We start from the raw sequence: 25,108 nt of genomic DNA on the forward strand, positions 1-25,108 counted from the left end.
TCTCGGTCCCGTCTTGTCGAAGCCCGGATACGAAAAAAGCCGCCGGACGCCCAGGGTGCTTCCCCCCGGGCGGCGGCGGCTTGGTGTCTCGACTCCCCTGAGGGGGGAGAGCGATCAGGCCTGGGCCTGACCCTCCGGCAGCGCCGCCTTGGCCTTCTCGACCAGGGCGCCAAAGGAGGCGGCGTCCTCGAAGGCGATGGCGGCCAGCACCTTGCGGTCCAGCTCGATCCCCGCCGCCTTGATGCCGGCGATGAACTTCGAGTAGGTCAGCCCGTGCTCGCGCACGGCCGCGTTGATGCGCTGGATCCACAGGCCGCGGAAGTCGCGCTTCTTGTTGCGGCGGTCGCGATAGGCGTATTGCAGCGCCTTCTCGACCCGCTCCAGCGCGGGGCGGTAATTCGTGGAAGACCGGCCGACATAGCCCTTGGCGAGCTTGAGGACCTTCTTGTGACGGGCGTGGGCGGCAACGCCGCGCTTAACACGAGCCATGGATCAGCTCTCCTTTACCGGCTCGACCCGTAGGGCATCCACTGCTTCACCGTCTCGCCATCCTGCTTCGGCAGCACGAAGGTCCCACGGTTCTGCCGCTTCATCTTGTTGGTCTTGGCGGTCAGCATGTGGCGCTTGTTGCCGGCGCCAGCCTTCACCAGGCCGGTTGCGGTGAGCTTGAAGCGCTTCTTCACGCTCGACTTGGTCTTCATCTTGGGCATTTGGATCTCCTAAGTCTGGAGTACCCGCCAGGGGGCGGGCACGAAACCGCGGCCGGGCATGCCCTACAGGCCCGGACGCGCGGGAAGGAGGCGCCCTATACCCGCAGTGCCGGCAGGGAGCAAGGGGAACGGCGCCGGAGCACCTCCTGCAGGAGGCAGGCATAGCCACGCGCATCGTCCAGCGCGGCATGGGTATGGTCATGCCCGCCGAGCCAGGCCTCCGGATAGGGCTTGCGCTCCGCCTCGGCAAGGCTGAGGCCGAAGGCACCCATGGCCAGCGAGGGCAGGTCCAGCCCCGGCCCGGCGAACAGCGCCTCGCCGTCGAAGGGTCCCTTCACCAGCCGCGCGCCGGCGAAGCGCCGCAGGTACCAGTCGATCCAGAAGCCATCGAAGGAGAGCGGATGCGCGACGAAGACCGGCCGCTCCGGCAGGCCGCGCAGCCAGCCGGCATAGGCGGCCATGGCCTGCGCTGCCGGCACCGGGTCGCGCGTGGCGGCGGCCCAGGCCTCCGGCTCGCTCCGCCACCAGGTCAGGCAGCGCGGCTCGGCCGCGGCACCCGGCAGCGGCGCCAGGTTGACGGCGAATTCCGCGACCGGCGCCCCCTCCTCCCGGCAGGCGACGGAGGCGAAGCTCAGCATCGAGTTCCCGCCCGGCTCCGGGCCGTCGGTTTCGATGTCGGTCACGACGTAGAGGGCCATGCGGGTTCCTCGGGCAGGGGGGCGCCATGCTTCGCCAGCAGCCCCGCACCGTCCACCCCTTCATTATCCGGCCCAAGCGGGGCATATGGCGGGATATGATCGCCTTCCGGAAGATGCACGGCCTGGGCAACGACTTCGTCGTGGTGGACGCACGCCCCGCCGCCCTACCGCTGACGCCCGCCCGCATCGCGGCCCTCGCCGACCGGCACCGCGGCATCGGCTGCGACCAGTTCATCACGCTGGAGCGGCCGGAGCCGGGCGCGCCCGGGGAGGGGGCGCCAGGGGAGGCGGACGTCTTCATGCGCATCCACAATCCGGACGGCTCCGAGGCCGGCGCCTGCGGCAATGCCACGCGCTGCGTCGCCTCCCTGCTGATGGCCGAGACCGGCCGGGACCGCGTGGTGGTCCGCACCATCAGCGGCGACCTGCCGGCCGAGCGCCTGCCCGGCGGCATCATCCGGGTGGACATGGGCCAGCCGCGACTCGGCTGGCAGGAGGTGCCGCTGGCCGAGCCGGCGGACACCGCCCACCTGCCGCTCGAACTCGGCCCGGTGCGCGATGCCGCCGCCTGCTCCATGGGCAACCCTCACGCCACCTTCTTCGTGGATGACCTGGGCACCCTCCCCTGGCTGGAGCTGGGGCCGAAGCTGGAGCATCACTCCCTCTTCCCCGACCGCGCCAATATCGGCTTCGCTCAGGTCCTCGCGCCGGACCATATCCGCCTCGCCGTCTGGGAACGCGGCGCGGGGCCGACGCTGGCCTGCGGCTCCGGCGCCTGCGCCACGCTGGTGAATGCCCATCGGCGCGGCCTGGCCGGGCGGCGGGCCCGCATCGACCTGCCCGGCGGCACGCTGGAGCTGGAATGGCGGGCCGACGGCGCCGTGCTGATGGCCGGCCCGGTGGCCACCGCCTTCCTCGGCAGCCTCGATCCCGAGGCCTATCCGGCATGAGTGCGGCGCAGGACGCCGCGCACCACGCCCCCCTGGAGCCCGAGGCCGAAAACGAAGGTCCGGTGCGGGTGCTGACCTTCGGCTGCCGGCTCAACACCTATGAGAGCGCGGCGATGCGCGACCTCGCCACCCAGGCCGGGCACCGCGACACCATTCTGGTCAACACCTGCGCCGTCACCGCCGAGGCGGAGCGGCAGGCGCGGCAGGCGATCCGCCGCGCGGCGCGGGAGAACCCGGGGGCGCGCATCGTGGTCACCGGCTGCGCCGCGCAGATCGCGCCGGAGAAGTGGGCTGGCCTGCCGGGCGTCGCCCGCGTCATCGGCAATGCCGAGAAGCTGAAGCCCGAGGCCTGGGCGCTGGAGGCGCCGCCCGCCCCCGCGGGAAAGCTCGTCACCGACATCATGGCGGCGACCGAGACGGCGGCGCATCTCGTCACCGACTTCGCCGGCCGCGCCCGCGCCTTCGTGCAGGTCCAGCAGGGCTGCGACCACCGCTGCACCTTCTGCGTCATCCCCTATGGGCGCGGCCCATCCCGCTCGGTGCCGGTCGGCGCCATTGTCGAGCAGGTGCGCGCCCTGGTGGCAGGCGGCTACCGCGAGGTGGTGCTGACGGGGGTGGACGTCACCAGCTACGGCCCGGACCTGCCCGGCCAGCCGACGCTCGGCCAGATGGTCCGCCGCCTGCTCGCCCTGGTGCCCGAACTCCCCCGCCTGCGCCTCTCCTCGCTCGACCCGGTGGAGATCGACGCCGATCTCTGGCGGCTGATCGGCGAGGAGCCGCGGCTGATGCCGCATCTGCACCTCTCGCTGCAGCACGGCGCCGACCTGATCCTGAAGCGGATGAAGCGCCGCCACAGCCGCGCCGACGCGCTGGCCTGCGCCGCCCGCGCCCGCGCCCTGCGGCCCGACATCGCCTTCGGCGCCGACCTGATCGCGGGCTTTCCCACCGAGACGGAGGAGCATTTCCGCCAGATGCTCGATCTCGTGACGGAAGCGGGGCTGACCTTCCTGCACGTCTTCCCCTATTCCGAGCGCCCCGGCACCCCGGCGGCGCGGATGCCACAGCTTCCCATGCCGCTGCGCCGCGAGCGCGCCGCCCGCCTTCGCGCCGCCGGCGCCGGGGCCGCCGCGGGCTTCTACAACGCCCGCCTCGAACACGCCCTGCGGGGCCAGGAGGAAACCGTGCTGCTGGAAGCCCCCGACCGCGGCCATACCGAGCATTTCGCCCCGCTCCGCCTCACCGGTGCGGCGCTGCCCGAGGCCCAGGGCCGGATCATCCGCGCGCGGGTGCGGGGCGCCGGGCCGGACGGCCTGCTGGCCGAGGCGGCCTGACGCCATGGCGCTGCGCGACATCTGGGCCAAGCTGACCGGCCGCGAGAAGGAGAAGCCCGCCGAGGAGGCCGCGCCGCCGGCCAGCCCGGTGGCCGGGCCGGACGAGCCCCGGGAGGAAGCCCCGCCGCAGGCGGCGCAGCCGGCGGCCACCGCCCCCGCCCCGCCCGAGACCCGCAGTCCCGACGAGCCCCCGGCAGCGGCACTGCCGCCGCCGCTGACGCCCGTGGCCCCGCCGGAGCTGCGCTCGCCCTCGCCGCAGGACAGCCTGCCGCCCGGCGACCTGCCCCGGGTGCCCACCGAGGTACCGCCCCCCGCGCCGCCCGCCGTCCCCGTGCCGCCGCCGGAAGTGCCGCCCGCATCGCCCGCCGAGGCGCCGCCGCGCGAGGGCCTGCCCGAGCAGCCGGCACCACCGCCGGTGCCGGGCCAGGCGCCCCCTGCTCCGCCGGGCTGGCAGCCCGCCCCGGGCGAGCAGCCGGTCCCTGCCGCGCCGTCCGCCCCGGCCGCGCCACCACCGGAAGTGCCGCCCCTCGCCCCGCCGCCCGGCATGCCCGCGCCACCGCCCGAGGTTCCGGCCCCGCCGCCGGCCGAGCCCTCGCCCGAGCCGCCCGCTGAGCCGGAGCGGAGCGGGGCGCTGCCGCCCGCCGTCACCGCCTTCCTGCCTTCCGAGCCGGAGGCCGCGCCCGCTCCCCCGGCCGAGGAGGCCGCCGGGCGGACCGGCTGGTTCGGCCGGCTGCGGGCGGGCCTCTCGCGCTCCACCGCGCGCCTGACGGACGGCATCACCGGCCTGTTCAACAAGCGCAAGCTGGACGACGCGGCCCTGGAGGAGCTGGAGGAGGCGCTGATCACCGCCGATCTCGGCGTGGCCGTGGCGGACCGCGTCGTCACCGCCTTCCGCCGCAGCCGCTTCGGCAAGGAGGTGACGGACCAGGAGGTGAAGGAGGCGCTGGCCGCCGAGATCGCCGAGATCCTGCAGCCGGTGGCCCAGCCGCTGGTGCTGGACGGGACGAAACGCCCGCATGTGGTGCTGGTGGTCGGCGTCAACGGCACCGGCAAGACCACCACCATCGCCAAGCTCGGCCAGCAATGGCGCGAGGAGGGCCGCAGCGTCGGCTTCGTCGCCGGCGATACCTTCCGTGCCGCCGCCGTCGAGCAGCTGCAGATCTGGGGCGAGCGCACGGGCTGCGAGGTCTTCGCCCCCGCCAAGGAGGGGGCGGACGCCGCCGCGCTGGCCTTCGACGCGCTGAAGGAGGCCCAGGCCCGGGGCACCGAGGTGCTGCTGGTGGACACCGCCGGGCGCCTGCACAACAAGTCGGCCCTGATGGAGGAGCTGCGCAAGATCATCCGCGTGATGCAGCGCGTCGATCCCACCGCGCCGCATTCCGTGCTGCTGGTGCTGGACGCCACCACCGGCCAGAACGCCACCCAGCAGTGCAAGGTCTTCGGCGAGATGGTGAACGTCACCGGCCTCGTCGTCACCAAGCTGGACGGCTCCGCCAAGGGCGGCATCGTGGTTGCGCTGGCGCAGGAGTTCGGCCTGCCCGTCCATGCGGTGGGCGTCGGCGAGAAGGCGGCCGACCTGCGGCCCTTCGCGGCGCGGGACTTCGCCCGCTCCCTGCTCGGCCTGAGCTGAGCGGCACACAGTCGTTAAGCTGTCGCTTGGAAACCCGGGCCGGCTTTCCTAGGTTTGGAAGCAGCAGGCGGCCCGCCGCGCCGCCCTTCCTCGAACCCAGGCGGAGCGAATCTCGCGTGTTTCCCGGAGCGCAGCATGACACCCCCTGACGCCTCGCACCGAGGCGGTCGGCGCCCGGTGGGGCATGCCCCGGCCAGCCGGCTCTCGGAGCTGCGCGGACCACACGGCCTGTCGGTGCTGCCCTCGGTGGCGCCGCTGCCCCCGCCGGGGGCGGACGAGATCACCGTCGCCTCCTACAACGTGCACAAATGCGTCGGCACCGACCGCCGCTTCGATCCCGGCCGCATTGCCCAGGTGATCGCCGAGATCCAGCCGGACATCCTGGCCGTGCAGGAGGCGGATCGCCGCTTCGGCCGCCGCACCGGTCTGCTCGACACGGACGCGCTGCAGCAGGGCGGCCTCTCCCTGGTGCCGGTCTCGCGCCTGCCGGACGGGCATGGCTGGCACGGCAACGCCCTGCTGGTGCGGCGCGGCACGCCCCTGGAGGTGCAGCGCCTGGCCCTGCCCGGCGCCGAGCCGCGCGGCGCCGTCCTCGCCGAGCTGGAACTGCCCGCCGGCAAGCTGCGCATCGTCGCCGCGCATTTCGGCCTGCTGCGGCGCTGCCGGCTGCGCCAGGCCGCCACCATCCTGGAGGCGGTCGCGCGCGGCGCCAGCATGCCGACCCTGATGCTGGGCGACCTGAACGAATGGCGCCCCGGTCCCCGCTCCTCGCTGCGGCCGCTGGAGTCGCTGTTCGGCAGCGTGGCCTTCGGCCCGGCGAGCTTCCCCTCCCGCATGCCGGTCTTCGCGCTGGACCGCATCTTCGGCTGGCCCCGTGGCGTTGTGCGGGACGTGCAGGCCCACAACACCCCCCTGGCGCGCGTCGCCTCCGATCACCTCCCGCTGAAGGCACGGCTCTCGCTGGCTGCGGCGCAGGCGGCGGCGCCCGGTGACGTCGCGGCGGCGGCATGAGCAGCGGCACGCTGCTCCGCCCCCGGCCGCATCCGGCCGTCGTGGCGGGCGCCGCGCCGCCGCGCTCGGAGCTGGATGACGTGGTCGAGACCCTGCTGCACGGCAACGACACCGGCGTGGCCCTGCTGCCCACGGGGCTGGAGGCCTTCATGGTGCGCGCCTTCAGCGCCCGCGCCGCCGGCCGCAGCCTGGATCTGCAGTACTATCACTGGTCGGACGACACCACCGGCGGGCTGCTGGCGCGCGAGGTGCTGCAGGCGGCCGACCGCGGCGTGCGCGTGCGCATGCTGCTGGACGACAGCTATGCGCTCGGCATCGACCGCCGCATCACCCTGCTGGCGGCGCACCCGATGATCGAGGTGCGGCTGTTCAACACCGCCCGCCTGCGCTGGCTCGGCCAGTTCGGCATGGGGCTGGAATTCGCCCTCGGCGGCTGGCACCTCAACCACCGCATGCACAACAAGAACTGGGTGGTGGACGGCAAGCTGGCGCTGGTCGGCGGACGCAACATCGCCGATGCCTATTTCGACGGCGCCGGCGACTTCAACTTCCGCGACCTCGACCTGCTGATCGCCGGCGAGGCCAGCACCCAGGCGCAGCGCGTCTTTGAGACCTACTGGGCCAGCAGCCTGGCCAGGCCGGTGGGGCAGTTCCGCAAGCCCGCCGAGCTGGGGCCGGAGGCGCTGGCCGCCTTCCGCGAGGAGCTGGACGAGATCCCCGCCGCGCAGGAGGCGAGCCGCTATCTGCAGGTGCTGACCGCCACCCGGGCGCAGATGCTGGCGCAGGACTACCACCTGCTGCCCGCCGACGGCACGGTGCGGGTGCTCGCCGACCCGCCGGCCAAGGCGAAGGGGCGCAACGCGCCGGGCGGCATGGCGCCCGCCATCAGCGCCGTGCTGCGCGAGGCGCGGCAGGAGGCGGTGCTGATCTCGCCCTATTTCGTTCCCGGCAGGATCGGCATGGCGCTGCTGGAGGAGATGGTCCGGCGCGGGGTGCGCATCCGGGTCGTCACCAACTCGCTGGCGGCCACCGACGTGGTGGCGGTGCACAGCGGCTATGCCCGCTACCGCCACCGGCTGCTGGAACTCGGCATCGAGCTGCACGAACTGAAGCGCAGCGGCCGCAGCGGCAAGGGCGTCTTCGGCTCGCGCGGTGCCAGCCTGCACACCAAGGCGATCATGGTGGACCGCGAGCTGGTCTTTGTCGGCACCTTCAACCTTGACCCCCGCTCGGCCAACCTGAACACCGAGATGGGCGCCTTCGCCCGCCATCCCGGGCTGGCCGAACTGCTGGACTGCGAGTACCGCCGCCTGACCGACCTGCGGCGCAGCTACCGCCTTTCCCTCACGCCGCAAGGCCATCTGCGCTGGACCGACGACCTCGGCAGCACAAAGCACGAGCCGGAAGCCTCCTGGGGGCGGCGCGCCATGGCGGGACTGGTGCGCTGGCTGCCGCTGGAAGCGCAGCTCTGAAAAACAAAGGTCGGGGGAAGGAATTCCCCCGAACCCCCTTCTTTCTTCTTCGAGTTTTTCGAAGCACCCCCCGATAAAAGGGAGATGGGGGTCTGGGGGAATTCTTGCCCCCAGCCTTTTTCAGCCCGCGGTCTCGCGGATCACCGCATCGGCCCGCTGCTTCACCTCCGGCCGCAGCGCGGTGCCGAGGCCCGGCGCCTCGGGCGCCTGCACCATGCCGGCCTTCAGCACCGGCAGCTCCGTCACCAGATCCCGGTACCAGGTGGCAAGCGTGGCGCGGACCACCTCCTGGAAGATCGCCGTCGGCGCGTGCAGCGCGAGGTGCAGCCCGGCCATCAGCGTCACCGGCCCGGTGCAGTCATGCGGCGCCAGCGGCCTGGCATGCGCCTCGGCCAGCGCGGCGATCTTGCGGCCCTCGGTCAGTCCGCCGCACCAGGCGAGGTCGAGCATCACCACATCCACCGCATCGGCGGCCAGCAATGCGCGGTAGGGCACGGCGCCGCCCAGCGTCTCGCTGCCGCAGAGCGGCGTGCGGGTCTGCCGGCGCAGGTCGGCGAGCGCCTGGGCGTCGTCCATCTTGGCGATCGGGTCCTCGGCCCAGAACACGCCGTAATCCTCCAGCGCGCGGCAGATCCGGGCAGCGGCCTGGGTGCCCCAGAGGCTGTGCAGCTCGGCCATCACCTCGATGCGGGTGCCGACCGCGGCGCGGATCTTGCGGAACGGCTCCAGCCCGGCCTTGAGGTCCTCCAGGCTGATCATGTGGCCACCGGTGGCCGGCGCGTAGATGTCGAAGGGCCAGATCTTCATGGCCGCATAGCCCTCAGCAAGCAGGCTCTCGGCCAGCGCGCCGGCATCGCGCATGAAGGCGATCTGGTCATCATAGGGGCCGGCAACGGCATCCGCCGCGCCGATGTCGCGCCGCGCCGTGCCGCTGGTGTTGTAGGCATAGCCGGCGCAGGTGTTGTAGGCGCGGATCTCGCCGCGCACCGCGCCACCCAGCGCCTCATGCACGGGGATGCCGTGCCGCTGGCCGGCGAGGTCCCAGAGCGCGAGGTCCACGGCGCTGGCGGCGCGCACCTCGGCGCTGGCGCTGTGGAAGCCCAGATAGGGCGTCATGAGCTGGCGCGAGACGGCCTCGATGCGGCGGGCGTCACGGCCGATCAGCGCCGGCGCCACCTGCTCGTGCAGCACCGCCTCGACCGCCTGGGCGCCGCGGAAGCTCTCGCCGAGGCCTGTCAGCCCCTCATCGGTCTCGATCTCGGCCCAGATCAGGTTCGGCCGTTCGGCGATGCGGATGGTGCGGATGCGGGTGATACGGGACATGGAGCCTCAGTCGGCGCGGATGTTGTTGGCGCGGATGACCTCGCCCCAGCGGGCGGTCTCGCTTTTCACCTGCTCGCCCATGGCTCGGGCGGGCCGCCCAGCGGCACCACGGCGGCCTCCTGCAGGCGCTGGCGCACGGCCGGGTCCTCCAGCGCCCTATTGAAGGCGGCGTTCAGCGCGGCGACCCGCTCCGGCGGCGTGCCGGCCGGTCCGGCGCCTGCGCGCGGGCGGCGGACAGCCAGGGCACCAGCAGGGCGAGAGCAAGGCCCAGGGCGGCTCTTCTCTTCATGAGGGCGTTTCCTCCTTCCCCGTGGGCGTTCCGGAGCGGCATCGGGCTCCGGCTTTCGCCGGCCTCGCGGGCGCCGGTGCCGCCGATGGAGAGCAGCTTCGGGGATGCCCGGAATTTGTCAAACAGATTTGCCGGCTTGCCGTAGATCTGCCCGGAGAGCGCGCTTATCTATTGACAGATTTTACAGATTCGCCAGGTTCTGGCCGTTCACCGGAGAAGGATGCGCCGCACGAGGCCTGAAGCCCGTGACGCGCCCTCCCGATCAGCCGGGGCAAGGAGACACGCCGGATGCCGGGCACGGAAAAGGAAAAGATGCTGGCCGGCGAACTCTACGATGCCGGCGATGCCGAGCTGCAGGCCGACATGATGGCGGCCCGGCGCTGGATGGCGCGCTACAATGCCATGCTGGACCGCTCCGCCTCCGAGCGGCGGGCCGTGCTGGCGGAGCGCCTCGCCGCCGTCGGCGAGGGCGCGGTGATCCGGCCGCCCTTCCACTGCGACTATGGCTACAACATCAGCCTTGGCGCCGGCGCCTTCCTGAACTTCAACTGCGTCATCCTCGACGTCGTGCCCGTCACCATCGGGGACCGCACGCAGATCGGGCCGGGTGTGCAGATCCTCGCCGCCGACCATCCGCGCGATGCGGCAGGCCGGGCCTCGGGCCTGGAATTCGGCCGCCCCATCCGGATCGGCCGCAATGTCTGGATCGGCGGCGGCGCGATCATCCTGCCGGGCGTGACCATCGGGGATGACGCGCTGATCGGCGCGGGCAGCGTGGTCACCCGGGATGTCCCCGCCGGCGCGACCGCCTTCGGCAACCCCGCGCGCCTGCGGACCTGACCCGGCCCGCGCGCTCCGCCATGCCTCCCGTGACCCATCCCGGCGCGAACCGCCCCCTGAGCGACACCATCCATGCCCGCCTGCTGGAGATGCTGGGTTCGCCCGAGTTCCCGCCCGGCGCCCGCCTGCCCGGCGAGCACGCGCTGGCCGAGCGCTTCGCCGTCTCCCGCCCGGTGCTGCGGCAGGCCCTCGCCCGGTTGCAGGCCGCGGGGCGGATCGAGACGCGCAAGGGGTCCGGCACCTTCGTGCGGGACAGCGCCGCCCCGCCTCCCCTTCGCCTGGTCTATGGCCCGCTGAGCAGCATCCCGGACGTGCGCAGCTTCCTGGAGTTCCGCTGCGGCCTGGAGAGCGAGATGGCCGCCCGCGCCGCGGCCTGCCGCGACCCCGCCGCCCGCGCCGCCCTGCGCCAGGCCGCCCAGGCGCTGGAGGCGGAAGGCTCCACGGGGCGGCCCGCCATCGAGGAAGACATCGCCTTCCATCTCGCCATCGCCCGGGCCAGCGGCAACCGCTTCTTCCTGGCCACCCTGGCCGCGCTGGCGGAGCAGACCCGCTTCAGCATCCGCCTCACCCGCGAGCTCTGCACCCTCCCCTCCCGAGAGCGTTTCGCCGAGATGCAGGCGGAGCACGACCGCATCCTCTCGGCCATCGAGGCGGGCGACGCGGCGGCGGCCCATGCGGCGATGGCGGCGCATCTGCGGGGTGGTATCCGCCGGCTGTTCGGGCAGGCCGACTGAGCGGCGCGCCCTTCACGCCCTGCCCGCCGCGTGGTTCCGTTCGCCCTTCGACCTGAAGCGGAGGATGACCCCGATGAGCCTTGCGATGGAGAACACGGTGCGCTGGGACCGGCTGACCGCCCCCGAGCTGCGCGCCCTGGCGGAACGCGATGCGCTGGTGGTGCTGCCGGTCGCCTCGCTGGAGCAGCATGGGCCGCATCTGCCGGTCTGGACCGACAGCATGATCGGCCATGCCTGCTGCATCCGCGCGGCGCAGAAGGCCGCCGACCTGCCGGCCGTGGTGCTGCCGCCGATGTGGCAGGGCATGTCCGAGCACCACCTTCCCTACGGCGGCACCATCACGCTGGACTACGCCACCTTCCGCGCCGTGCTGACCTGCGTCTGCCGTTCGATCAAGGCGCAGGGCTTCCGCAAGCTGTTCCTGGTGAACAGCCATGGCGGCAACATCGACCCGCTGGCGGTGGCCGCGCGCGAGCTGTGCCTCGAATTCGACATGCCGGTGGTGGCCACCACCGTCTTTCATGTCGCCGGCCCGAAGCTGGGCGAGCTGCTGGACACGCAGCCCGGCGTGCAGCACGCCTGCGAGGCGGAGACCAGCTTCTGGCTGGCCCTGCATCCGGAGCAGGTGCGGCAGGACAAGGTTGCCGGCGCGCTCTCCGATCCCTCCACCACGCGCGCCGGCCCGTTCCAGCGCTTCTGGTCCTTCGCCGAGCGCGCCCCCGGCACCGGCGTGATGGGCGACCCGCGCGCCGCCACCGCCGAGAAGGGCGAGAAGCTGCTGGAGCTCGTCTCCGGTGCACTGGCCGAGGCGATGCGCGACCCGGTGCTGTGGCGCGCGCCGCACGACGTGTGGAAGGGCGGGAAGTAAAAGGCCGGGGGAAGGAATTCCCCCAGACCCCCATCTTTTTCCTGCCAGTTCCCGTGCTTGCCCGAAGCGTGGGCTCGGGGGAGAATTCATTCTCCCCCGGTTCTGCCCTTTGGCGGATTCAAGGAGAGGCCTGAATTTTCCTGGCCTTTTTCCTCTCAACAAGCCCAGGCGGCGGCCCGGCGCAGCACGCGCAGCCAGTCCCGTGCCGCACGGAAGGCCTCCGCACGCCGCGCCGTGCCCTGGCGGGGGTCGCGGGCGAGATGCAGGTGATGGAGCAGCGCGCCGGCCAGCGCATTGGAGGCCGCCGCGACCCAGTAGGCCGCGCGCACCTGCGACGTCAGGCGCTGCGGCAGGCCGAGACCGGCGAGATAGGCCTTCAGCAGGCTGTCATGGAACCGCTGCACCTGCGGCTCCCAGCAGCGCAGCGATTGCAGCCAGGAACTGACATCCTCGAAAGGCGAGCCCAGCCGCGCGCGGCCCCAATCGATGAGCACCGGCTCGACGCCGCGCCCGCGCCGGCAGGCCAGCGCGTTGCCCGCATGCATGTCGCCATGCAGGAGCCGGGTGCCGAAAGGTTGCTCGGCGAGAAGGCTGCCGCGCAGCGCCGGCAGGCCCAGGACGATGCGGCCGACCGTGCGCCGCTCGCGTGCCAGGACGGCGAGCTCGGGATGCAGGCGGCAGGCGTCGAGGGCGGCATAGGTCGCCTCCGCCATGGCCTGGAGCTCCGCCGCATAGTCCCAGGGCGGCATCGCCTGCGCCGCCTGCGGGCCGGCGGCATGCAGGGCGGCGAGGCGTTGCAGCAGGTCGTTGCCCAGCGCGAGATCGCGCCAGGGCCAGGCCTCGGCGCGCCGGATCGCTTCGATGAACAGCAGAGAGCCATCCGCATCCAGCGGAAGCCGGCCCAGCAGCCGCGGCGCGAGCCGCGCGGCATGATGCGGCAGCAGCGTTTCGTAGATCGCGCCCTCGCGTGCCGCCCGCCCCCGCAGATGCTTCACGACGAAGCGCCGCATGACCGGGCGGCCGGCCTCGTCCCGGTAGCGGGCGGTCACCAGCAGCACCGAAGCGGCCTCGATGCCGCCATGCAGGGGCTTGTGTTCGAGGCTGGCGCGCGCCGCCCCCTCCCCCGCGAAGCGCACCAGAAAAGCGCGCGTTCCGTTCAGAACCTGTGCCTGGTTTTGCATGGCGGAAGAATGAAACGCGGCATCCCGCGCCTCAACCCTGCCGCTCCTGCAATCGCAAGCCACGGATAAACAGAACAGGAGCAGTATCGGCGAAGTACAAACAACGTTGCGGGCGGTCAGGAGGGCTGGCCCGGCGGCGTCAGGCCTTCCGCTCCCAGCCACGCGGGCCCTGCTGCCAATAGGTCAGGCTGTGCCCCGCCGCCTTGGCCGCCGACCAGCGCCGCCGCGCGGCGGCGACGGCCGCCTCGTCCTGCCCGTCGAACAGGTCGAGCACGCGGTCGAACGCGCCGAGGCGGGCGCTGTCGGCGCCGTCCACCAGGAAGAGAAAGCGGGCACCGTTCGGCGCCTCATCCTCGGTGGTGAGCCAGATCGGCTGCAACTCGGGGTGGCCGATGCCCTGCGCCGAACCGTGCGGCAGCCAGTCCGGGTCGGCGGAGAGCCAGAGGGAGGCGTCCAGGCTGGCCAGCCGCGCCGGATCACCCACCCGCACCACGGCCCGCCCGCCCTGCCCCAGCACGCGGCCGAGCAGCTTGGGCAGCGCCTGCTCCATCGGCGTGCGGGTCAGGTGGTAGAAGCCGATCTCGCTCAAGATGCCTCCGGCCATGGCCGCGTCCCCAGGCTCTCGGTGAAGCGCAGCAGGTAGCCGTCCGGGTCCTGCACCAGGAATTGCCGCTGCCCCACCTCCACCGCACCCGCGCGGTACCATTCTTCCTCCACCGGCTGGAACAGCGGCCAGCTCTCGCTTTCCAGCGCCGCCAGGATCGGCGCCAGCCCGCACGTACCGATCTGGAAGTTGATGCCGCGGCCGAAGGGAGGCTCCAGCGGCGCGACTGCCCAGGCGCCGTTGTAGCGGCAGAGCATGAGCTGCACGGTCAGCGCGCCCGGCCCCTCGCGCTCCAGATAGGCGAAGCCCTCCGCCGGCCTTTGATAGGCGATGCGGAAGCCCAGCACCCGCGTCCAGAAGTCCAGGCTGCGGGCGAGGTCGGTGACGTCCAGCTCCGGCACCAGGGGCGCGAAGCCGCTGGCGGGAGGCGCCTCGGCGGGGGTCGTCATCGGCGATGCGGGTCCTCGAAGCGGCCGGCCACCAGCGCGTCCAGCAGCCGCACGCCGAAGCCGCCCGGAATGGGCGCGGCGCCGGGCGGCCGGTCCGCAGGCTCGTCCACCATGCCGGCGATGTCCAGATGCGCCCAGGCCGGCGGGCTCTCGCCCAGGAACTCGCGCAGGAAGGCGGCGGCATGGCAGGCATCCGGCTGGTAGCGCCCGCTCGCGCATTGCCGCAGGTCGGCGATGCCGCTCTCCAGGTCGCGCCGGTGCGCCTCGCCGATCGGCAGCGGCCAGAGGCACTCGCCCACCGCCTCCCCCGCCGCGCAGAGCGCCGCCGCCAGCGGGGCGTCATTGCCGAACAGCCCGGCGCGGTGGTGGCCGAGCGCCGTGATCACCGCCCCGGTCAGCGTGGCGAGGTCCACCACCGCCTCGGGGCGGAAGGCGCGCACCGCATAGGTCAGGGCATCGGCCAGCGCGAGGCGGCCCTCGGCATCGGTGTCCACCACCTCGACCGTCTGGCCGGACAGGGTGGTGATGACGTCGCCCGGCCGGTAGGCGGCGGCGCCGATCGCGTTCTCCGCCAGCGGCAGCACGGCGGCCACCGGCGCGGGGCTGTCGCGCAGCGCCAGCGCCAGCATCGCCCCGGCGCAGGCGGCGGCGCCGGCCATGTCGGCGCGCATCGCCTCCATTCCCGCGGCCGGCTTGAGGCAGAGGCCGCCGGTGTCGAAGGTGATGCCCTTGCCCACCAGCACCAGAGGGGGCGCCGGAATGCGGCCGGGCCAGCGCAGCACCACCAGGCGCGGCGGGTTGGCCGAGCCCTCCCCCACCGCCAGCAGCGCGCCGAAGCCCGCCGCCCGGAGCCGCTTCCGCCCGAGCACATGCACCGCGATGCCGTGCCTCTCCAGCCGGCGCAGCCGCCTGGCGAAGAGCTTCGGGGTCAGCGCATTGCCGGGGGCGAGGGTCAGCCTGCGCGCCAGCGCCACACCCTTCAGCACCGCGCGCGCATTCCGCCACAGCGGCGCCACCGCCGCCGTGTCCGCGTGCCACAGGTCCAGCCGGAAGCCGCACGGGGCATGCAGCGCCACCCCGCTGGCCATCGCCACCGCCTCCTCGGGCCGCAAGGCGCGGGCGTCCAGCACGGCGCGGCGGGTGCCCTCGGGCAGCACCGCCACGGCGGCGGCCCCGGCTTCCTCCCAGTCCGGCCCGGGCGCCACCGCCACGCCTTCCCGCCAGCGTGCGGTGCCGGTGGTGAAGGGCATGTCCGGCAGCGGCGCCGGATGGCCGGCGCGCCAGGGCAGCAGCCGTGGGCGCAGCGCGGCCCTGGCGCCGAGATGGGCCCGCAGGCGCAGGCGCATCACTCAGACCCTGGCCAGGGGGGCGCCGCCCCCCTGGACCCCCTGCCGGGGTGACAGTGTCACCCCGGACCCCGCCATTCCATCAGCCCTCGTAGTGCCCGGCCACCAGCCGGTCGAGCAGCCGCACGCCGAAGGCGGTGGCGCCCTTCGGCACGGTGGCGCTGTCCTTGGTCGCCCAGGCGGTGCCGGCGATGTCGAGATGCGCCCAGGGCATCGGCCCCTCGCGCGTGTCGATGAAGCGCTGGATGAACTGCGCCGCCGTCACCGAGCCGCCGGGACGGCCGCCCACGTTCTTCATGTCGGCGATGTCGGACTTCAGCGCCTTGTCATAGGCCTCGCCCAGCGGCATCCGCCACAGCGCCTCGCCCACCGCCGTGCCGGCGGCGGTCAGCTTCTGCGCGAGGTCGTCGTCATTGCTGAACAGGCCGGCATGCTCGTGGCCGAGGGCCACGATGATCGCGCCGGTCAGCGTCGCGAGGTCCACCATGAAGCGCGGCTTGAAGCGCTCCCGCGCGTACCAGAGCACGTCGGCCAGGACGAGGCGGCCCTCGGCGTCGGTGTTGATCACCTCCACGGTCTGGCCGGAGAGCGACTTCACCACGTCGCCCGGCCGCTGCGCGGTGCCGGAGGGCATGTTCTCCACCAGCCCGACCAGCCCGACCGCGTCCACCTTCGCGCGGCGCCCGGCCAGCGCCGCCATGGCGCCGATCACCGCGCCGGCCCCGGCCATGTCGAACTTCATGTCCTCCATGCCACCCGCCGGCTTGATCGAGATGCCGCCGGTGTCGAAGGTCACGCCCTTGCCGATGAAGGCGACCGGCCCGGCCCTGCCCTCGCCCTTGCCGCCGTTCTTCCCCCCCTGGCTGGCGCCCTTCCACTGCATCACCACCACGCGCGGCTCGCGCGCACTGCCCTGCGCCACGCCGAGCAGCGCGCCGAAGCCCAGCTCCTTCAGCGCCTTCGGGCCGAGGATCTCGACCTCGACGCCGAGCTTCTCCAGCTTGCGGCAGCGCTCCGCCATCTCCTCGGGGAACAGCACGTTGGGCGGCTCGCTGACCAGGTCGCGCGCCAGGAACACGCCGTCCGCCACCGCGGAGAGCGGCGCATGGGCGGCGCGGGCGGCCTCCGGCTCGGCGCTGGCGATGGCCAGGCGCACCAGCTTCGGCTTGTCCTCCGCGCCCTCCTTGGTGCGGTACTTGTCGAAGCGGTAGCTGCGCAGCCGGGCGCCGAAGGCCAGCGCCGCGGCGAGCGCCGCGTTCAGCCCCTCGGCGGCGACCACCGCTTCCGGCTCGGCGGAAACCAGCGGCCAGGTGGCACCCCCCGCCGCCTCGGCGCTGCGCTCATCCGGCGTGGCGCCGAGGCCGACCGCGACGACACGTGAAAGATGCCCCCCCGGGGCCCAGAGCGTGCAGGTCTGCCCCTTCTTGCCCTTGAACCCGGCCGCCTCAAGGCCGCGCGCGATGGCGCCGCCGGTTGCCTCGTCCGCCTCCCTGGCGAGGCCGGAGAGCGTGAAGCCCTCCGCCAGGGGCAGCACCATCGCGCCGGCGCGGGGCAGGGTCGGCTTGACGAAAAGAATATCGGGCATGTGGGGTTCCGTGCGCGGTTCCGGCGTTCAGGATCGTTAAAGGTGAAAACGATAGCACCCTGTCGCACGGGCGCCAGGGGCACGGCCTGCCAGCGCACGGAGGCGTGCGGGCATCCGATGGCAGCGATGGAAGAAGGCGTTCGTGCTTCGCGAGGCTGACCGGGCGAGAGACCGGAACCAAGCTGGCAAAAAGAAGATGGGGGTTCGGGGGAATTCCTTCCCCCGACCTTTTCGGCTTCAGCCGCGCGCCAGGACGATGCGCGCCATCCGGTCGAACTCCGCGACGCTCAGCGTCTCGGCCCGCCGCGTGCCTTCGATGCCGGCCTCCTCCAGCAGTGCCTCGGCGTCGCCGAGCGACTTCAGGCTGGAGCGCAGCATCTTGCGCCGTTGCCCGAAGGCGGCGGCGGTGACGCGCTCCAGCGCCGCGAGAAGCGCGGGCTCCGGCGCCTCCGGGTGCGGCACGAGGTGGACGATGGCGGACCACACCTTGGGCGGCGGGCTGAAGGCGCCGGGCGGCAGGCGCAGCGCCATGCGGCAGGCGCAGCGCCACTGCGAGAGCACGGCGAGGCGGCCGTAATGCTCCGTATCGGGGGCGGCGACGATGCGCTCGGCCACCTCCTGCTGGAACATCAGCGTCAGGCTCTCGAACAGCGCGGCCTCGCGCAGCCAGCCGATCAGCAGCGGCGTGCCCACGTTGTAGGGCAGGTTCGCCACCACCTTGCGCGGCGCGGGCAGCAGGCTTTCGGTCTCGGCCCTCAGCGCGTCGCCCTCGACGATGCGCAGCCGGCCCGGATAGGCGGCGGCCAGTTCCTCCAGCACGGCGATGGCGCGGCGGTCCAGTTCCACCGCCACCACCTCGGCGGCGGGGCTGTCGAGCAGGGCGCGGGTCAGGCCGCCCGGGCCGGGGCCGACCTCCAGCACGTGCCGCCCTTCCAGCGGCGCGGCGAGGGCCGCGATGCGGGCGCAGAGCGTGGCATCGAGCAGGAAGTGCTGGCCGAGGGCCTTGCGCGCGGCCAGGCCATGCTTCGCGATGGTCTCCGCGAGCGAGGGAAGCGGCGGGGAAATGGCCGGCTCAGCTCCGCATGTCGATCTGCGCGCGCCGGCGCAGGTCGCGCTGCAGCTGGCGGGAGGTCAGTTCGACACGGTCGCGCAGGATCTGGACACGCGCCTGCTCCGGCGTCAGCTCGGCCAGGTTGCGCGTCTCCTTCGAGCAGACGGCGATCACCAGCACGCCCTCGGGCGTGATCAGCGGCTGGCTGGCGCGCCCGACCGGCAGCCCGGCGACGATGTTGCGCAGCGGCGCCGGCTGCACCGTCTCCAGCCGCAGCGGCCCGCCCGGATCGGCCGGGCGGTCGGAGCCGCGGGCGGCGGCCTCGACGGTGGAGCAGGACTTGCCCTCCATCGCGCGGGCGCGCTCGACCGCCTGCACCTGCTGCGCCGTCGGCGCCTGCGGGTCCAGCGGGCTGGTGAAGGGGAAGAAGGCCTGGCGCAGCGTGACCATGGTGGCCAGATCCCGCCCCGTCTCGCGCTTCTGGCGCAGCGCGATGATCTGGAAGCCGCCGGGCACCCGGATCGGGTTGGCGATGGCGCCTGTGGGCATCCGCTTCAGCACGTCGGCCACGGCGGGGTCGAACTCGTCCGGGCGGGACCAGCCCATATCGCCGCCCTGCAGGGCGCTCTGGCTCTGGCTGAACTGCGTGGCGGCGGCGGGGAATGGCACGCCGGCGCGGAGCTGGCCGGTGACGTCCTCCACGAAGCGCTGCACCTCCGCCTCGGCGGTCGGATCGTCCACCGGGATGAAGATCTCGGAGACCAGGTATTCCGGCTCGCCGATGCGGGCCTTGCGGGCGGCGAGATACTCCTCCACCCGCGCCGGCTCGATCTGCGCCTGCGCCCCGAGCTGCTGCCGCACCAGGCGCGACCAGCCGATCTGCGTGCGGATCTGGTCGTAGAGCGCGCGCGGCTCGACGCCGGCGGCGCGGAGCTGCGCCGCCAGGCCACCGGACGGCATGCCGTTGCGCTGCTCGATCTCGGCCACGGCGGCGGCAATGTCGGCATCCGAAACGGGGATGCGCCGCCGCTGCACCTCCTGCATGCGCAGCCGCTCGTCCACCAGCAGGCGCGTCACCTGCGGGCGCAGCCGCTGGACGACCTCGGGCACGGCGCGCATGCCGGCATTCAGCGCGAAGAGGCGGGCGCGCTCCGTCACCTCATTGGCGGTGACGATGTCGCCATTGACCACGGCGACGATGTGGTTGCTGTCGTCCACGCCCGCCGGCCGCCCCTGCGCCTGGGCGGGCGCGGCCATGGCCGCCGGCAGGGCGAGCGGCAGGGTCAGTGGCAGCGCGAGGGCCAGGGCATGGGCCAGCCGGACCGGACGCGGGGCGCGGGAGAAGGCGGGGGCGAGTCGCATGGCGGGTTTCCTAGGCCGTGCGGCGCGGCGCCGCCAGCCCCAATTGCACGAGGTGGAGCGGCCCCTCGTCAGATGGCCCGGAAGCCGAAATCGCCCACCGTCTTGAACGAGAGCCGGAACAGCAGGACCGTGTCCGAGGTGTAGTAGGACGAGGTGCTGGTCGGATCGGCATAGGTGCGGGCGAAGCGGGTGTCGAAGATCAGGCACTCATCCTCATAGGTGAGGCTGACGCCGGCGGCGACGGCGCGGTTCAGCTCCAGGTCGTAGCGGCCGAAGGCGCCGGCCCGCCAGTAGCGGGTGACCTGGCCGCTGACGCTGCCGCTCACCTCGCGCCGCTCCTGCTGCGTGGTCAGCGCGGCGGAGGGCACGGTGTAGAGGTAGCTGGCGCTGACGCTGGCCCGGCCGAAGCTGACCCGCCCCTGGGTCTCGACCAGCCGGGGGGTCAGCCCGTCCTTGTCGAGCCGGGTGCGCGCCGTCAGGTCGAGCCAGGGCACCGGCGAGAGCCGCACGCGGCCGACCCAGTCGGAGGCCTTGTCCTCCAGGCCGGAGCCCTCCTCGAAGACCTCCTCGCGGCTGGCCCGGTAGGAGCGGCCGACCAGCCCTTCGAGCTGGCCGCCATTGGGGAAGAACCAGGCGCCGCGCAGCGCCGCGTCCACCCGCGTGCCGCCTTCCTGCCGGTCGCGCCCGGGGAAGCGGTTCAGCTCGAACAGGTTGGCGTCGGTGAACTCGAACTCCAGGCTGTCCTCATTCGGGATCAGCGTCTGCCGGCCCATCGAGGGACCGGTGACGACCTGCACGCGCGGCTCGATCAGCTGGCTGCCGTATTCGCCGGCGCTGCGCAGCATGGGCAGGCGCCAGTCCAGGCCCAGCCGGACATTGCCGCGCGCATCCTCCACCGAGCCCTGGCTGGCGTAGTTGGGCGCGAGGTCGAGGTCGTCGGCCCAGTAGCCCATGCCGTCGGCCTGCATGCGGACCGTCCAGATCTCGCCCCAGCGGTCCACGTGCGGCAGTTCGTAGCGCAGGCGGGAGGCCAGGCGGCGGGTGTCCGTGCCCTCGCTGCGGGAGAGGGCGAAGGCGCTGGCGTCCATGGTGAAGTAGCCGCCGAGGCGGTCGCGCCCCCACCAGTAGTCGGAGTACAGGTTGGGCAGCACCAGCGGGATCTGCCCGGTGTCGTCCACCTCGGAGAGGCCCTGGTAGCCGCGCGCGTCGATGCGGGCATAGCCCTCCGCGCCCCAGAAGCCTTCCGCGTAGATGTCGGAGGACAGGGTGCGCTGGGAGGGATAGCGCCAGGCGCGCAGATAGGCCTCGCTGCTGGCGCGGTTGAAGTTGAAGCCGGTGCGCCAGTGCTCGTCGAGCGCGAACTGGCCCCGGCTGAAGATGTGCGCGCCCCAGCCCTCCTCGTCCTTGGCCCCGTCGCGCTGGCCGAAGGAGCCGGTGGCCGAGATCTCGCCGGCGTTGAAGCGGCGGCGATAGGCCCAGCCCAGCCCCGGATCCTGCTTGGTGGAGAGGGTGGGCGAGAGGATCAGGTCCTGGCTCGGGTCGATCGCCCAGTAATAGGGCGTCTGCACGAAGCCGCCGAGGAAGCTCGAGGTGCCGAGCGTCGGCGTCAGGAAGCCGGAGGCGCGCGGCGCCGAGGGGTCGGGATGCGAGAGATAGGGCGTGTAGAGCACCGGCACGCCGCCCAGCAGCAGCGAGGCGTCGCGGTAGCGCAGCCGCTTCTCCTCCTGGTCGTGCGTGGCGTAGCGGGCGCGCAGCTCCCAGAGCGGCGGCGCGGTCGGGTCCTCGGCGCAGAGGTCGCAGGAGGAGTAGAGCACCCGCGAGAGGTCGAGGAGGGAGCCGCCGGTGCGCCGGGCGCCATTGGCCACCAGGCGCCCGTTCTGCGCCAGCCGGGCGGAGAGCCCGTCCAGCACGCCGTCGCGCAGGTCGCCGGTCAGCTCGGCGCGGTCGGCGAACAGCACCTGCCCGTCCGGCTGCAGGAGCTGGACATGCCCCTCGGCGGTGGCGATGCCGGTGTTGCGGTCGAAGGTGAAGCGGTCGGCGCGCAGGATGCGTTCGTTCTGCCAGGCCTCCACCGCGCCGCTGGCGGTGACCAGGTTGCGCTCGCGGTCGTACTCCACCGATTCGGCGGTGAAGGTGACGGGGGCGTTGTTGCCGTCCTGCTGCGGCGCGGCGGCGCCGGGCGCGGGCGGAGTCGCGGCGGGCTGGACCGGCGGGGTGGCGGGAGGCGTCGCGGCGATGGGCTGCGCCGAGGCGCCCCCGGCGGGCTGCGTCACGCCCCGGCTGGCCGGCGCCACCACCGAAAGCAGCGCGACGCTGCCCAGCAGCGCGGTGCGCCAGCCGCATGGCCGCGGCCACCGCCCGGCCTTCCTGTTCCCAGCCGGGCTTGCTCCGGCGTCGCGCATGGCTCGGTCCATGCCGCCTGCATAGCCGCTTCCCCGGACGGCGGCGAGAGGGCTTGGCCAGGGCGGCGCGTGTCAGCCGTCCTCGACGTAGAGCAGCAGGGTCAGCGCCAGCAGCAGCCCGGCCACCGAGGGCACCCAGGCGGCCAGCACCACCGGCAGGGTGCCGGCCTGGCCGAACTCCTCCACCACCTTGTCCAGCAGGAAGAGCAGGAAGCCGGCGGCGACGCCGGCGCCCATCATCTGCGCCACACCGCCGCGCCGCGCATGGCGCATCGAGAAGCCGGCCGCGAGCAGCGCCATGGCCGCCGTCAGCAGCGGCAGCGACAGCAGCGACTGGAACTGCAGCCGGTGCCGCACCGCCGAGAAGCCGGAGCTCTCCAGCACCTGGATGAAGTCCGGCAGCGCCCAGAAGGAGAGCGTATCCGGGCTGGCGAAGCTCTCCTCGATGCGGTCGGGGGTCAGGACGGTCGGCACGCGCAGCGCCTCGGGCGCCGAGGGCAGGCGATTGGCGCCGAAGGTCACGGCATCCTGCAGCACCCAGGCGCCCGGCACCAGGCGGCCCTGCGGCGCCTCCACCCGCGCCAGCGGCCGGTCGTCGGCGGAGAGCCGCCAGAGCGAGATGTCGCGCAGCACGAAGCCCTGCGGCCCGACCTCCGGCACGCCCGCCATGATGGCCACGCCGCCGGGCTCCAGGCTGGTGTCGGCCTGGCGCAGCCAGAGCCGCCCGCCGGCCAGCGTGCTGAGGCCGGCGGTGTTGCGCAGGTAGGTGGCGTCCAGCCGCTCGGCGCGCGAGAGCATGGCGGCGGAGAGCGGCGAGAGCACCGTGGTGGCCAGCCCGCCCAGGCAGACCGCGACGAAGACCGGCCCCAGCAGGAAGCTCCAGGCGGAGATGCCGGCGGCGCGCGCCACCACCAGCTCCGAGGCGCGCGACAGGCGCCAGAAGGCGAGGATCCCGCCCAGCAGGATGGCGAAGGGCAGGATCTGCATGATCATGAAGGGCAGCCGCAGCGAGGCGATGGAGGCGACCAGCAGGAAGCCCGCATCCGGCCGCGTGGCGGCGCGGCGCAGCAGCTCGATGAAGTCGAACAGCGCGACCAGCGCGGTCAGCGCCGTTATCATCGCCAGCACCATGCCGGCGAAGCGCCGGGCGATGTAGAGCGAGAGCGTGGGGGAGAAGGCCGGCATAGGCTCAGCCCTCCGCTGGGCCGGGGCGGCGGCGCGGCAGGCCGGGGCTGCCCGAGAGCACCCAGGCCGAGATCACCGCCGGGCCGATGGCGTGCAGCCAGATCAGCGGGATGAAGCGGTTGTCGCGCGCGGCCAGGTTGCCGACGGAAAGCCCGATCGCCAGCAGCGCCACCACCAGCCCGACGCCGATCACCGCCGGCCGCCAGTCGCCGTAGCGGCGGAAGCCGCTGGCCAGCGCCGTGGCCAGCCCGACCATGGCGAAGGAGAGCGCGGTGAAGGGCGAGGCCAGGCGCTGATGGGCCTCGGAGCGGAACTTGCGGATGTCGCGCTCCGGCAGGTTCTCCGCCGGGTCGGGGTGGAGCAGCTCGGAGACGTAGCGCTCGCGCGAGTCGCGGTTGCGCGCCACCTCGGGGGTGGAGCGGGAGGTGGTGGCGAGGTCAAGGCTGTTCTCGGCGAAGGAGAGGGTCGAGAGTCGCGGCCCGTGTGTGGCGGTGGCGGGCTCCAGCTGCTGGCGCACGCCGTTCAGCAGCACCACGCGCGGGCCGTCCGCGCTGGAGACCAGCCGCCCCTCCTCCGCCATGATGGTCACCGGCGCGCCCGGCTCGCGCGTGTCGTGCACCATGATGCCGCGCAGCGTGCCATCCGGGTTGCGGCGGCGGGCATAGACCGTCAGCTCGTCGCCCAGGCTGCTGAACACGCCCTCCTGCAGCAGGATCGCCGCCATCTCGTTGCGGATCTCGTATTGCCAGGTGCGGAAGGCGGCATGGCTCACCGGCACCAGCCAGAGCTGCAGCGCAAGGCCCGCCGCGGTGGCGATGCCGGCCAGCAGCAGCGCCGGGCGGGAGAGCCGCCAGTCCGACAGGCCGGTGGCGCGCATCACCACCAGCTCGCGGTCGGCGTTCAGCCGCACATAGGTGAACAGCGTCACGATGAAGGTGGTGATCGGCAGGATCACCGCGAAGAAGCTCGGCAGCAGCAGCCCGGTCAGCTCGATGAAGACGGCGAGCGAAAGGCCCCGGTCCAGCACCAGCTCGATGAAGCGCAGGCTCTGGGTCAGCCAGATCAGGGCGGCCAGCCCCACGGTGACGGCCAGCAGCGCGATGCCGAGCTGGCGGAACAGGTAGCGGTCGAGGCGGGTCATGCGGGCGCGAATTACCTATGGCAGGCCGGTTCGGAAGGGAAACCCCGGCTGGCCCAGGATGTAGGGCCCGCCGGGCCGGGCCGCCACCCCGGCGGGCTGAAGGGAAGGCTGGGGAGTGGATTCCCCCAGACCCCCTTCTTTTCTCTTCGTGTTTCCTGCGCTGGCGGCTGGCGCAGTTCCGAGCGGGCAAAAAGAAGGTGGGGCAAACCTGCAGGATTGCCCGGAGGAATTCCTTCCCCCGATCTTCTACTCGCCCAGAAAGGCGCGCAGCACGGGCGCGGGCACGATGCGGGTATGCTCCCGCCCCGCGGTCTCCTCGCGATGGCTGACCAGCCCCATCAGGCAGGATTGCCGCGCGTCGATCACCGCCCCGCCCGATTCGCCCGGCTCCAGCCGCAGCGAGATCTCGGCATAGCCGCCGTGCAGTGGGTCGGCCTCCCGTGCCAGCGCCGTGATCTCGCCAGGGGCGTCGCGGCGCGGCGTCACCACCCGGACCCGCGCACCGGGGCGCGGGCCCGCGGGGCAGAGAGACAGGGCCGGCAGGCCGGGCGGCGGGGCCGCGACCCGCAGCAGCGCCACGTCCCGCCCGCCGACATAGAAAGTGCCGGTGCCGGCCCACAGGTCGGCCTGCCCGCTGCGCATCAGCTCGGCCGGCCAGTCATGGCCGCCGAGGCGGATCCAGGGTGGCGCGGCGCCGCCGGCGCAGCCATGCAGCAGCGGCTGGGTGCCATCCACCAGATGCGCCGCGGTGAGGAAGCGGCGCTGCCCGATATAGACGGCCGCGCCGGTCGAAACGCAGTCCGGCGCCAGCCCGGCGCGCAGCCCGGCCAGGCTGGCGCGCTGCGGCGAAGGCTCCGCGCAGCCCGCCGCGAGCAGCAGCGCCAGCGTCACGAGGTGGCGGCAGGGCAGCCGGCGAGCGGCAAGGCGCATGGGAAACCGCCTGCAA

General features: G+C 73.2%; 23 protein-coding genes. 8 read left to right on the forward strand and 15 right to left on the reverse strand.

The genetic code is table 11. The features are described 5' to 3' along the window. Window positions 1-114: 114 nt before the first annotated feature. The 3 genes from rplT to QMO56_RS01785 form a co-directional block, all read right to left on the reverse strand. The gene (rplT, locus tag QMO56_RS01775) at window positions 115-489 is read right to left on the reverse strand and encodes a 50S ribosomal protein L20 (protein ID WP_283523308.1); all 375 of its coding nucleotides are present in this window, start codon (window positions 487-489) and stop codon (window positions 115-117) included. Window positions 490-503: 14 nt separating this feature from the next. Next, window positions 504-710 carry a 50S ribosomal protein L35 gene (gene rpmI / locus QMO56_RS01780; RefSeq protein WP_283523309.1) on the reverse strand — a complete coding sequence of 69 codons (207 nt, stop codon included), beginning with the start codon at window positions 708-710 and terminating at the stop codon, window positions 504-506. Window positions 711-805: 95 nt separating this feature from the next. Then, window positions 806-1,408 (reverse strand): DNA polymerase III subunit epsilon, encoded by a 603-nt coding sequence (locus tag QMO56_RS01785; protein ID WP_283523310.1) that lies wholly within the window; start codon window positions 1,406-1,408, stop codon window positions 806-808. Window positions 1,409-1,503: 95 nt separating this feature from the next. Here QMO56_RS01785 and dapF point away from each other — a divergent pair, with 95 nt between their 5' ends. From dapF to QMO56_RS01810, 5 genes are all read left to right on the forward strand, one after another. Next, window positions 1,504-2,358 (forward strand): diaminopimelate epimerase, encoded by an 855-nt coding sequence (dapF, locus tag QMO56_RS01790; RefSeq protein WP_283523311.1) that lies wholly within the window; start codon window positions 1,504-1,506, stop codon window positions 2,356-2,358. Window positions 2,359-2,471: 113 nt separating this feature from the next. After that, entirely contained in the window at window positions 2,472-3,689 is a 1,218-nt protein-coding gene (gene mtaB / locus QMO56_RS01795; RefSeq protein ID WP_408906494.1) for a tRNA (N(6)-L-threonylcarbamoyladenosine(37)-C(2))-methylthiotransferase MtaB, read from the forward strand. Between the two features lie 4 nt (window positions 3,690-3,693). After that, a complete protein-coding gene (gene ftsY, locus QMO56_RS01800; protein WP_349362332.1) occupies window positions 3,694-5,319 on the forward strand; it encodes a signal recognition particle-docking protein FtsY in 1,626 nt (541 codons plus the stop codon). A gap of 135 nt (window positions 5,320-5,454) precedes the next feature. Further along, window positions 5,455-6,330 carry an endonuclease/exonuclease/phosphatase family protein gene (locus tag QMO56_RS01805; protein WP_283523313.1) on the forward strand — a complete coding sequence of 292 codons (876 nt, stop codon included), beginning with the start codon at window positions 5,455-5,457 and terminating at the stop codon, window positions 6,328-6,330. Beyond that, window positions 6,327-7,802, forward strand: coding sequence for a phospholipase D family protein (locus tag QMO56_RS01810; RefSeq protein WP_283523314.1), 1,476 nt, complete (start codon window positions 6,327-6,329; stop codon window positions 7,800-7,802). Before QMO56_RS01805 ends, QMO56_RS01810 begins: the two co-directional genes overlap by 4 nt. A gap of 120 nt (window positions 7,803-7,922) precedes the next feature. On the opposite strand, the gene QMO56_RS01815 is transcribed toward QMO56_RS01810, so the two are convergent. Next, on the reverse strand, window positions 7,923-9,125 hold the full coding sequence (locus QMO56_RS01815) for a mandelate racemase/muconate lactonizing enzyme family protein (RefSeq protein ID WP_283523315.1): 1,203 nt from the start codon (window positions 9,123-9,125) through the stop codon (window positions 7,923-7,925). A 577-nt stretch (window positions 9,126-9,702) separates the two neighbouring features. Here QMO56_RS01815 and QMO56_RS01820 point away from each other — a divergent pair. The 3 genes from QMO56_RS01820 (at window position 9,703) to QMO56_RS01830 (ending at window position 11,856) form a co-directional block, all read left to right on the forward strand. Then, complete coding sequence (locus QMO56_RS01820; protein WP_283523316.1) at window positions 9,703-10,254, forward strand: sugar O-acetyltransferase; 552 nt, start codon at window positions 9,703-9,705, stop codon at window positions 10,252-10,254. A 20-nt stretch (window positions 10,255-10,274) separates the two neighbouring features. Continuing rightward, window positions 10,275-10,988: a FadR/GntR family transcriptional regulator gene (locus QMO56_RS01825; protein ID WP_283523317.1), complete on the forward strand. Its 714-nt coding sequence runs from the start codon at window positions 10,275-10,277 to the stop codon at window positions 10,986-10,988. A gap of 73 nt (window positions 10,989-11,061) precedes the next feature. Further along, a complete protein-coding gene (locus QMO56_RS01830) occupies window positions 11,062-11,856 on the forward strand; it encodes a creatininase family protein (protein WP_283523318.1) in 795 nt (264 codons plus the stop codon). 155 nt (window positions 11,857-12,011) lie between these two features. Here QMO56_RS01830 and QMO56_RS01835 read toward each other — a convergent pair whose 3' ends face one another. The 11 genes from QMO56_RS01835 to QMO56_RS01885 all read right to left on the reverse strand — a co-directional run bounded on the left by QMO56_RS01835 (window position 12,012) and on the right by QMO56_RS01885 (window position 25,092). Beyond that, window positions 12,012-12,992, reverse strand: coding sequence for a phosphotransferase (locus QMO56_RS01835; RefSeq protein WP_283523319.1), 981 nt, complete (start codon window positions 12,990-12,992; stop codon window positions 12,012-12,014). Between the two features lie 184 nt (window positions 12,993-13,176). After that, on the reverse strand, window positions 13,177-13,626 hold the full coding sequence (locus QMO56_RS01840; RefSeq protein WP_283523320.1) for a DNA polymerase III subunit chi: 450 nt from the start codon (window positions 13,624-13,626) through the stop codon (window positions 13,177-13,179). Then, window positions 13,623-14,090, reverse strand: coding sequence for a VOC family protein (locus QMO56_RS01845; RefSeq protein WP_283523321.1), 468 nt, complete (start codon window positions 14,088-14,090; stop codon window positions 13,623-13,625). Before QMO56_RS01845 ends, QMO56_RS01840 begins: the two co-directional genes overlap by 4 nt. Then, window positions 14,087-15,436, reverse strand: coding sequence for a M17 family metallopeptidase (locus QMO56_RS01850; protein WP_283523322.1), 1,350 nt, complete (start codon window positions 15,434-15,436; stop codon window positions 14,087-14,089). Before QMO56_RS01850 ends, QMO56_RS01845 begins: the two co-directional genes overlap by 4 nt. An 82-nt stretch (window positions 15,437-15,518) precedes the next feature. Beyond that, a complete protein-coding gene (locus QMO56_RS01855) occupies window positions 15,519-17,021 on the reverse strand; it encodes a leucyl aminopeptidase (protein ID WP_283523323.1) in 1,503 nt (500 codons plus the stop codon). Window positions 17,022-17,258: 237 nt separating this feature from the next. After that, window positions 17,259-18,086, reverse strand: a complete 828-nt coding sequence (rsmA, locus tag QMO56_RS01860) for a 16S rRNA (adenine(1518)-N(6)/adenine(1519)-N(6))-dimethyltransferase RsmA (RefSeq protein ID WP_283523444.1) — start codon at window positions 18,084-18,086, stop codon at window positions 17,259-17,261. 7 nt (window positions 18,087-18,093) lie between these two features. Beyond that, a complete protein-coding gene (locus QMO56_RS01865) occupies window positions 18,094-19,434 on the reverse strand; it encodes a peptidylprolyl isomerase (RefSeq protein ID WP_283523324.1) in 1,341 nt (446 codons plus the stop codon). Between the two features lie 68 nt (window positions 19,435-19,502). Then, window positions 19,503-21,848, reverse strand: coding sequence for an LPS-assembly protein LptD (locus QMO56_RS01870; RefSeq protein WP_283523325.1), 2,346 nt, complete (start codon window positions 21,846-21,848; stop codon window positions 19,503-19,505). Between the two features lie 60 nt (window positions 21,849-21,908). Further along, a complete protein-coding gene (gene lptG / locus QMO56_RS01875) occupies window positions 21,909-23,021 on the reverse strand; it encodes an LPS export ABC transporter permease LptG (RefSeq protein WP_283523326.1) in 1,113 nt (370 codons plus the stop codon). A gap of 4 nt (window positions 23,022-23,025) precedes the next feature. Next, on the reverse strand, window positions 23,026-24,162 hold the full coding sequence (gene lptF / locus QMO56_RS01880; RefSeq protein ID WP_283523327.1) for an LPS export ABC transporter permease LptF: 1,137 nt from the start codon (window positions 24,160-24,162) through the stop codon (window positions 23,026-23,028). Window positions 24,163-24,408: 246 nt separating this feature from the next. Next, on the reverse strand, window positions 24,409-25,092 hold the full coding sequence (locus tag QMO56_RS01885; RefSeq protein WP_283523328.1) for a serine protease: 684 nt from the start codon (window positions 25,090-25,092) through the stop codon (window positions 24,409-24,411). Window positions 25,093-25,108 lie beyond the last annotated feature (16 nt).

This window comes from Roseomonas sp. E05 (assembly GCF_030063475.1).
Lineage (GTDB): Bacteria > Pseudomonadota > Alphaproteobacteria > Acetobacterales > Acetobacteraceae > Pseudoroseomonas.

What these genes read in the sequence shown, in the direction of transcription:
- rplT (WP_283523308.1), bottom strand. Translation starts at nt 489, where the DNA reads ATGGCTCGTGTTAAGCGCGGCGTTGCCGCCCACGCCCGTCACAAGAAG.
- rpmI (WP_283523309.1), bottom strand. Translation starts at nt 710, where the DNA reads ATGCCCAAGATGAAGACCAAGTCGAGCGTGAAGAAGCGCTTCAAGCTC.
- QMO56_RS01785 (WP_283523310.1), bottom strand. Translation starts at nt 1,408, where the DNA reads ATGGCCCTCTACGTCGTGACCGACATCGAAACCGACGGCCCGGAGCCG.
- dapF (WP_283523311.1), top strand. Translation starts at nt 1,504, where the DNA reads ATGATCGCCTTCCGGAAGATGCACGGCCTGGGCAACGACTTCGTCGTG.
- mtaB (WP_408906494.1), top strand. Translation starts at nt 2,472, where the DNA reads ATGCGCGACCTCGCCACCCAGGCCGGGCACCGCGACACCATTCTGGTC.
- ftsY (WP_349362332.1), top strand. Translation starts at nt 3,694, where the DNA reads ATGGCGCTGCGCGACATCTGGGCCAAGCTGACCGGCCGCGAGAAGGAG.
- QMO56_RS01805 (WP_283523313.1), top strand. Translation starts at nt 5,455, where the DNA reads ATGACACCCCCTGACGCCTCGCACCGAGGCGGTCGGCGCCCGGTGGGG.
- QMO56_RS01810 (WP_283523314.1), top strand. Translation starts at nt 6,327, where the DNA reads ATGAGCAGCGGCACGCTGCTCCGCCCCCGGCCGCATCCGGCCGTCGTG.
- QMO56_RS01815 (WP_283523315.1), bottom strand. Translation starts at nt 9,125, where the DNA reads ATGTCCCGTATCACCCGCATCCGCACCATCCGCATCGCCGAACGGCCG.
- QMO56_RS01820 (WP_283523316.1), top strand. Translation starts at nt 9,703, where the DNA reads ATGCCGGGCACGGAAAAGGAAAAGATGCTGGCCGGCGAACTCTACGAT.
- QMO56_RS01825 (WP_283523317.1), top strand. Translation starts at nt 10,275, where the DNA reads ATGCCTCCCGTGACCCATCCCGGCGCGAACCGCCCCCTGAGCGACACC.
- QMO56_RS01830 (WP_283523318.1), top strand. Translation starts at nt 11,062, where the DNA reads ATGAGCCTTGCGATGGAGAACACGGTGCGCTGGGACCGGCTGACCGCC.
- QMO56_RS01845 (WP_283523321.1), bottom strand. Translation starts at nt 14,090, where the DNA reads ATGACGACCCCCGCCGAGGCGCCTCCCGCCAGCGGCTTCGCGCCCCTG.
- QMO56_RS01850 (WP_283523322.1), bottom strand. Translation starts at nt 15,436, where the DNA reads ATGCGCCTGCGCCTGCGGGCCCATCTCGGCGCCAGGGCCGCGCTGCGC.
- QMO56_RS01855 (WP_283523323.1), bottom strand. Translation starts at nt 17,021, where the DNA reads ATGCCCGATATTCTTTTCGTCAAGCCGACCCTGCCCCGCGCCGGCGCG.
- QMO56_RS01865 (WP_283523324.1), bottom strand. Translation starts at nt 19,434, where the DNA reads ATGCGACTCGCCCCCGCCTTCTCCCGCGCCCCGCGTCCGGTCCGGCTG.
- QMO56_RS01870 (WP_283523325.1), bottom strand. Translation starts at nt 21,848, where the DNA reads ATGGACCGAGCCATGCGCGACGCCGGAGCAAGCCCGGCTGGGAACAGG.
- lptG (WP_283523326.1), bottom strand. Translation starts at nt 23,021, where the DNA reads ATGCCGGCCTTCTCCCCCACGCTCTCGCTCTACATCGCCCGGCGCTTC.
- lptF (WP_283523327.1), bottom strand. Translation starts at nt 24,162, where the DNA reads ATGACCCGCCTCGACCGCTACCTGTTCCGCCAGCTCGGCATCGCGCTG.
- QMO56_RS01885 (WP_283523328.1), bottom strand. Translation starts at nt 25,092, where the DNA reads ATGCGCCTTGCCGCTCGCCGGCTGCCCTGCCGCCACCTCGTGACGCTG.